Raw genomic sequence first — 7,625 nt, forward strand, 5'->3', positions numbered from 1 at the left:
ATGCTGAATTATGTGATAAATATCCTATTATTTCTATCGAAGATGGTTTAGACCAAGATGATTGGGAAGGTTGGGATTACTTAACTGAAAAATTAGGTGGAAAAGTACAAGTAGTTGGTGACGCCTTCTTTGTAACTAACACTAAACGTTTACAAATGGGTATTGACCGTGGTGTAGCTAACTCAATCTTAATCAAAGTAAATCAAATCGGTACATTAACTGAAACATTAGAAGCTATCGAAATGGCTCAAAAAGCTAACTATACAGCAGTTATCTCTCACCGTTCAGGAGAAACAGAAGATACAACTATCGCTGATATCGCAGTAGCTACTAATGCTGGTCAAATTAAAACTGGTTCTGCTTCAAGAACTGATCGTATTGCTAAATACAACCAATTAATCAGAATTGAAGACCGTTTAGGAAGCCAAAGCAAATATTCAGGAATGACTGGATTCTATCAATTAGAAAAATAATTAAAAAATTTTATCAAACTAGTTGCAATCTCAGTTAGTCTATGCTAACATATAGACAGTTAGTGAAAGCTAACTGAGAAAGGAGACGATAGCGAATGAAAGTAGTTTTCGCATCTAGAACAGGCAACGTTCAAAGTATTGTTGATCGCTTAGACGTTGATGCAATGCAAATTGTTAATGGTGATGAAAATATCAATGAGGATTATATCTTGTTTACATATACTGATGGTTATGGAGATGTTCCTAGTGAAGTTGAAGATTTTCTAGTTAATAATAGTGCTAATTTAAAAGGCGTGATCGTTAGCGGTGATCAAGGATATGGTGATGCCTATTGTAAAGCTGGTGATGTTATTGCCAGTGAATACAATGTTTCGTGTCTCTACAAAGTTGAGAATGATGGAACAGAAGATGATGTTGATGAAATTAGAAAAATAATTGAAAATCAATAATTAAGTTTAGTACTTATAATGCTGTCTAATATACCTACAACGATTAAAATTTCCTAATAATTTAGAAACTGTAATTATAAGTATAAATTTGGTAAGAGCAACCGCTAATAGCTATTCACCTTTTTCTCGAATCATTGCGGTGCTCTTGCTAAATATTTATCCCGTCGAATAATATAAACTTGAATAGCCAAATTCCTTAAATATAATGATTTCTTTAATGTTTGATTTCATTCTCACAATTCATTTTGAAAAAAATGATTTAGAAAGTTTTTGAAAATGCGTAAAATTATCCTTCAAGTCATTAAAAATAAGCATTTTCAATATTCGAGCTATAAAATCCACATCCTAATAAGTGATAAATAATTTAGCCATTATAATTATCATTCTAAAATAGTTCGTGTTACTTTCAAAACCGGAATAATTCCGGTTTTCTTTTTGTTTGATTATTGTTATACTTATATTAGAATATTGGAGGTAGTTAAAATGCATGAATCTGGAGAAATGTATTTAGAAACAATTTTATTATTAAAAAAACGTAATAATAGTGTCCGTTCGATCGATATTGCCAAAGAATTGAATTTTAGTAAACCGAGCGTTAGTAGGGGAGTAGGAATTTTAAAAAATGATGGATATATTATTGTAGATGAAAAAGGGTATATTGAACTAACGGAGTTAGGAATGCAAAAAGCTAGTTCTGTATATGAAAAACATTTATATTTAACTGATTTTTTAATGATAACTGCAAATGTTTCTAAAACTGTTGCTGAAGAAGATGCTTGTCGTATAGAACATATTATCAGTGATGAGGTTTTTACTGGAATTAAAAATTTTGTTGAAAGTAGTAAAAAGTAATTGGTTACTACTTTTTTTATGTCTTTTTTTACTATTTGTATATACCTTGATTTTAGTTTTTTTTGTCGTTATAATGAGTTAAGAAACAGCTGGATTTTATGATAAATTTGTTATTATCAAAGTTATTTTAAAGTATTTATGATAAAGGAGTGGAAACCATGATAAGAGAAAAGAAACAAATGAAACGTAATAAAAAAATCTCCAATATTTCGGGAATCTTACTGATTGTATTACTAGTTGTTTTCTTATTTTCAATTATTTTTGGGGTTACTTCTTTGATGTCTAATTTAGATAATATTCAAAGTCATCCATTTCAAGTATTAAATGCTGGTAGTAAACTGCAAAATGATATTGGCAATATTAGAATTCGTTTTGAACAGTTACGACAAATCAATACTCCGGAAGTTGTTGAAGAAATTAGGGTATTGATCGAAGATGATTATCAAGATGCCAAAGAGCAGTTAAAAATAATTAGTGAAGCGTATGCTGGTGATAAAAAAGATGTAGAACAGTTAACTAGTATGCTTGATGAAATTAAAGTGGCTAAGGAAAAATTTCTTACTTATGCAGCATTAGCCAATCGTAGTGAAGAAGAAATTATTACATATCAGAAAAATCATTTAGATAAATTAAATCAGCAATTCGATCGACAGCTTGATGAGATTCTAGAATATGCTCGAAATCGTTTCAATTATTTTTATGAATCAGCTAATAATACTAGATGGCAAATTATTTTATTTTCTTGTGTGATTTTTGTTATTGTTTTAGCTTCAATGTTGATTTACAAATATTTATTAAAGTGGCAAACTATTCGCCTTGAAAATCAAAATCAGCTTTTTGAATTGCTTTCAAGGACGATTGATAATGTATTTATGATCAATGAATTAGAGCATCCTGAACGTAATTTTATCTCTGAAAATGCTAAACGAATCTTAGGATTTATGCCTGATCCTCAGGATATTTCGCCACAGCTTTTATTTAAATATATGAACAAGCATGATCGTCAGGCTGTTGAAGAGTTATTTCAAACTGAAGGGGAAACATACTGGCAAACTACTTTTCATTATCACCATCCAGCTTTTGCTAGTGATAAAATATTTGGAATGCAAACTTATCGAATCAAACAAGATAATAAAGATCAGTTTATTACGATGTTAACTGATGAAACACAAGTCATTCAAAACCAAAGAGAACTAGAAGCAGCAATTATTGAAGCTAAGCAGGCTAGTCAGGCTAAAACTGAGTTTTTATCACGAATGTCTCATGAAATCCGGACCCCAATGAATGGAATTACTGGAATGGGCTTGATTGCTCAGCAAAATTTAGATAATCGTGAAAAAGTGGCTGACTGTTTGCAAAAAATTAATTTATCTTCTAAACATTTATTGAATTTGATCAATGATGTATTAGATATGTCGAAGATAGAAAGTGGCAAATTAGAAATTAATAAGACTGATTTTGATTTCAAAACTTTTATTGAAACTTTAAATACAATGATTTCACAACAGGCCCGAGAAAAGAAGATTGAATTTGAAACTATTTTAACGGGAGATATTGAAGAAATGTTGCATGGCGATTCACTTAGACTAAATCAGATCTTAATGAATCTTTTATCAAACGCCTTAAAATTTACACCTAAAGGCGGAAAAATCATGCTTAGAATCAATGGTAAAAAGATATCTGAAGATAAAATATGGATGCGTTTTGAAGTGATTGATACAGGTTGTGGAATTGCAGCGGAAAATCATCAAAAAATCTTTGAAGCCTTTGAACAAGAAAATAAAGATGTAACTAGAATTTATGGGGGTACTGGTTTAGGTTTATCATTGTGTAAACGATTTACTGAAATGATGAATGGCAAAATCAGTGTTAAAAGTAAATTAAGAGAAGGAAGTATTTTTATTGTTGAATTGCCATTTGAACAAGTAAAGGTCCAAGTGGAAGCACCGGTCCATTTCGATGGATTAAAAGCATTGGTAGCTGATGATGATACTAATGTATTAGAACATACCAAGATGTTATTTAATAGATTAGGGGTTATCTGTGATGTTACGGATAATGGTTATGAAGCGGTAGCTAAAGTTGAACAAGCTCAATTTGCAGGGATTCCCTATGATATTTGTTTAATTGACTGGAAGATGCCTTATATTGATGGAATGGAAACGGCATATCGAATTAAAAAAGTTATTGCTTATGATAAACCAAAATTAGTATTGATGAGTGCTTATGATACAGTTGAAATACAAGCTGAAAGTGAAAAAGCCGGTATTGAAAAGATAATTTGTAAACCGCTTTTTGAATCAGGGTTACAATTGTTATTAGAAAGTATTTTTAAAGAACCATTGCCTAATCAAGTCAAGCCGGTTGAAGTTAACCGTGATTTTACCGGAAAGAGATTTTTAGTAGTTGAAGATAATGAATTAAATCGCGAAATCGCAACTGAATTATTATTAGAAATGAACGCGATAATTGAAACTGCTGAAGATGGAAGTGAAGCGGTTGAAAAATTTAGTGCTTCTTCACAAAATTATTATGATCTGATTTTGATGGATATCCAAATGCCTAAGATGAACGGTTATGAAGCTACTAAAGCCATTCGTCACTTAGATAGAGAAGATGCCAAAAGTATTCCTATTCTTGCAATGACGGCTGATGCTTTTTTAGAAGACGTTGAAAAAAGTTTACAGGCAGGGATGAATGGTCATATTAGTAAGCCAATTGATCTTAAAGATGTTTATCAAAAAATTAGCGAAGTTTTATTTAAATAATAAAAATCCTGTTTAAAGCAGGATTTTTTTGATTATGTCAATACTTGTAAAAGATCATGAATAATTTAATTCCTTTTTAAAATAGATCAAATCAGTTGCCTGCATCTCATTTTCAAAAATTTCTTTAGGATAATAATCAAGAAAGAAATTTTTAATGCGATGAGAATACTTATAACCTAACCGGGTATAAAAAGTAATATTTTCTAAACTGGAATTAGCAGTACCGATTAAAATAGCTGGATAAGTTGCATAATTTTCTTCGACATATTTAATCAATGCTTTAGCGTAACCGAGATTACGATATTCAAGAATAGTTAAAAGATTCTTAATTTCAACACAGCCATCATTTATTTCTAAAGCTAAAAAGCTAACTGGCTCATTTGCTACAAAATAGCCATATAATTTCCCATGTTCTAAATAATCACGGACTAAATTTATGTTGGGATCACTTTCACAAAGTAATTTGGCATAATCCATTTTATTATCAATTTCTTTTATCATTTTTGGCCTCCGCTAAAATTATAACAAAGCTAAAATAAAAATTAAAGCTGATTTAAACGAAACTAGGAAATTATCGATAAATGATGTTTTTTAAATGGTTAATTATGGTATACTTGAAAAAGAAAGGGGTAAGGAAATGAAAAAGATTTTAATCTGTCTAGTTTTATTATTATTTGTGGTTGGCTGTTCTTCTGGTGAGAATCAAGAAGAAAAGAAAAGCAAAAAGGAAACTAAAAAAGAAGAAACAGTAGAACAAGAACCGGTAAATACAAGTGTTAAATTAAGCTTTGCAGGAGATTGTACTTTAGGTAATTATGCGGGGCAGGCATATTCAGGTTCTTTTAATCAAGAGTATGCTAATCAGGGAAATGATGCTACATATTTTTTAAAAAATGTTAAAAGTGTTTTTGAACAGGATGATTTAACGATTGTTAATCTAGAAGGCCCTTTAACAACAGCTACTAATCATGCTAATAAACAATTCGCTTTTAGCGGACCGTATGAGTATGCTAATATTTTAACTAGTGGTAGTGTTGAGCTGGTTTCGTTAGCTAATAATCATTCCGAAGATTATTTTGCCCAAGGATTAAATGATACTAAAAATGTCTTAGATGAACATGGTATTGGTTATTTTGGCTATGAAACATCATGTGTTAAAGAAGTTAAGGGAATCAAGATTGGTTTTTTAGGTTATCGTTCAATGTCGGTTTCAATGAATAATGAACAAGGAAAAGCGACGATCAAAGCTGCCATTGAAGATCTCAAAAATAATCAGGGAGCTAGTGCTGTGGTTGTTTTTTATCATTGGGGAATTGAACGTGAATATTATGCTAATAGTGATCAGCGCGAATTAGCCAAATTTTCAATTGACAGTGGTGCTGATTTGGTAGTTGGTTCCCATCCTCATGTCGTTCAGGGAATTGAGGAATACAATGGTAAACAAATTGTTTATTCATTAGGTAATTTTTGTTTTGGCGGTAATCGCAATCCAAGTGACACTGATTCGATGATCTATTCAATTACGATGAATTTTACGGATGGTAAGTTTGTAAGTGAAAGTCATGAAATTATCCCATGTTCAATTACTTCAAGTTCAAGTCGCAATAATTATCAGCCAACTATTTTACAAGGTGATCAAAAACAAAGAGTATTAGAAAAAATTCAAAAATATAGTTATTAATATACTTGCAACTTTTTGTCATAAATGATATTATGCAGTTAGTTATACGACTGACGGAAGTGGAATTAACCACAGGGAGTATAATCGTTAAAGAGCCGACCGTCTGGGCCATGTTAGTCTAGGTGGATTACGGCTCTTTTTTTGTTTTGGAAAATCTGTCTTTAAAGCCGGTATTGGTTGAGAAAAAAGCCAAAATATGGTATAAAGAAGATGTAAAATTCCTTAAAAATTAAGTTGAAAGGGTGGCGTTATGTTAACTGATGTTGAGATTGCACAAAGTGCAAAAATGAAACCAATTAAAGAAATTGCAGCTAAAATTGGTTTAGTAGAAGATGATTTAGAATTATATGGTAAGTATAAAGCTAAAATCTCTTTGGAAACGATCAATCGTTTAGAAGATAAACCTGATGGTAAACTGGTTTTAGTTACAGCTATTAATCCAACTCCTGCTGGAGAAGGAAAAACAACAACGATGATTGGACTTTCTCAGGCATTAAATAAAATGGGAAAAAATTCAATCGTGGCAATGAGAGAACCATCACTAGGACCATGCTTTGGAATCAAAGGTGGAGCTGCTGGTGGCGGTTATGCTCAGGTAGTACCAATGGAAGATATTAATCTTCATTTTACAGGAGATATTCATGCAATTAGTGCAGCAAACAATTTAATTGCGGCGATGCTGGATAATTCAATTCATCATGGTAATCCATTAAATATTGATGTTCGTAATATTGTGTGGAAAAGAGTAGTTGATTTAAATGATCGTGCTTTAAGACATACAATTTGCGGTTTAGGTGGAAAAATTAATGGTGTGCCTCGTGAAGATGGTTTTGATATTGCGGTTGCTAGCGAAGTTATGGCGATTTTATGCCTAGCGACAAGCTTAGATGATTTAAAATCACGAGCTGGAAAAATGATCGTTGCTTATGACTATGATGGAAATCCAGTAACTGTTGATGATATTGAAGCAACTGGTGCGGTAACCTTATTATTAAAAGATGCGATCAAACCAAATTTAGTACAAACATTAGATCATACGCCAGTCTTTGTTCATGGTGGACCTTTTGCCAATATTGCTCATGGCTGCAACTCAGTTATGGCAACTAAACTGGCAATGAAATTAGGTGACTATGCGATTACAGAAGCTGGTTTTGGGGCTGATTTAGGAGCTGAAAAGTTCTTAGATATTAAATGTCGCCAAGCTAATTTAGATCCTCAGGCAGTAGTGATCGTAGCTACAGTTCGAGCTTTAAAAATGCATGGGGGAATGGATAAAAAAGAATTAGCTAATGAAAATTTAGATGCGTTAGCTACTGGAATTAAAAATTTAGAAAAACATATTGAAAATATTGCTAAATATAATCTACCTTCAGTTGTCGCTATTAATGCTTTTCCAACTGAC

At 31.7% G+C, this 7,625-nt stretch carries 6 protein-coding genes, 1 pseudogene and 1 riboswitch; of the genes and pseudogenes, 6 read left to right on the forward strand and 1 reads right to left on the reverse strand.

Annotation, left to right across the window (positions count from 1 at the left end; all coding sequences use genetic code 11):
- From eno to J7M77_RS06615, 4 genes and pseudogenes are all read left to right on the forward strand, one after another.
- A pseudogene (eno, locus tag J7M77_RS06600) lies at positions 1-473 on the forward strand (phosphopyruvate hydratase); the annotation flags it as partial.
- 95 nt (positions 474-568) lie between these two features.
- Positions 569-922 (forward strand): class Ib ribonucleoside-diphosphate reductase assembly flavoprotein NrdI, encoded by a 354-nt coding sequence (gene nrdI, locus J7M77_RS06605; protein WP_296877042.1) that lies wholly within the window; start codon positions 569-571, stop codon positions 920-922.
- A 483-nt stretch (positions 923-1,405) separates the two neighbouring features.
- The gene (locus J7M77_RS06610; RefSeq protein ID WP_296877043.1) at positions 1,406-1,774 is read left to right on the forward strand and encodes a metal-dependent transcriptional regulator; all 369 of its coding nucleotides are present in this window, start codon (positions 1,406-1,408) and stop codon (positions 1,772-1,774) included.
- A gap of 158 nt (positions 1,775-1,932) precedes the next feature.
- Positions 1,933-4,542, forward strand: a complete 2,610-nt coding sequence (locus J7M77_RS06615; protein ID WP_296877044.1) for a response regulator — start codon at positions 1,933-1,935, stop codon at positions 4,540-4,542.
- 54 nt (positions 4,543-4,596) lie between these two features.
- Here J7M77_RS06615 and J7M77_RS06620 read toward each other — a convergent pair whose 3' ends face one another.
- Entirely contained in the window at positions 4,597-5,043 is a 447-nt protein-coding gene (locus tag J7M77_RS06620; protein ID WP_296877045.1) for a GNAT family N-acetyltransferase, read from the reverse strand.
- Between the two features lie 136 nt (positions 5,044-5,179).
- On the opposite strand from J7M77_RS06620, the gene J7M77_RS06625 reads away from it, so the two are divergent.
- Both J7M77_RS06625 and J7M77_RS06630 read left to right on the forward strand, forming a co-directional pair.
- On the forward strand, positions 5,180-6,223 hold the full coding sequence (locus J7M77_RS06625) for a CapA family protein (protein WP_296877046.1): 1,044 nt from the start codon (positions 5,180-5,182) through the stop codon (positions 6,221-6,223).
- 36 nt (positions 6,224-6,259) lie between these two features.
- Positions 6,260-6,339, forward strand: a riboswitch (ZMP/ZTP riboswitch).
- Between the two features lie 134 nt (positions 6,340-6,473).
- Positions 6,474-7,625: formate--tetrahydrofolate ligase (locus J7M77_RS06630; protein ID WP_296877047.1), on the forward strand; the 1,152-nt coding region annotated here is incomplete at its 3' end.

It is taken from the genome of Thomasclavelia sp., assembly GCF_017889095.1.
In the GTDB taxonomy this organism is placed as follows: domain Bacteria; phylum Bacillota_I; class Bacilli_A; order Erysipelotrichales; family Coprobacillaceae; genus Thomasclavelia.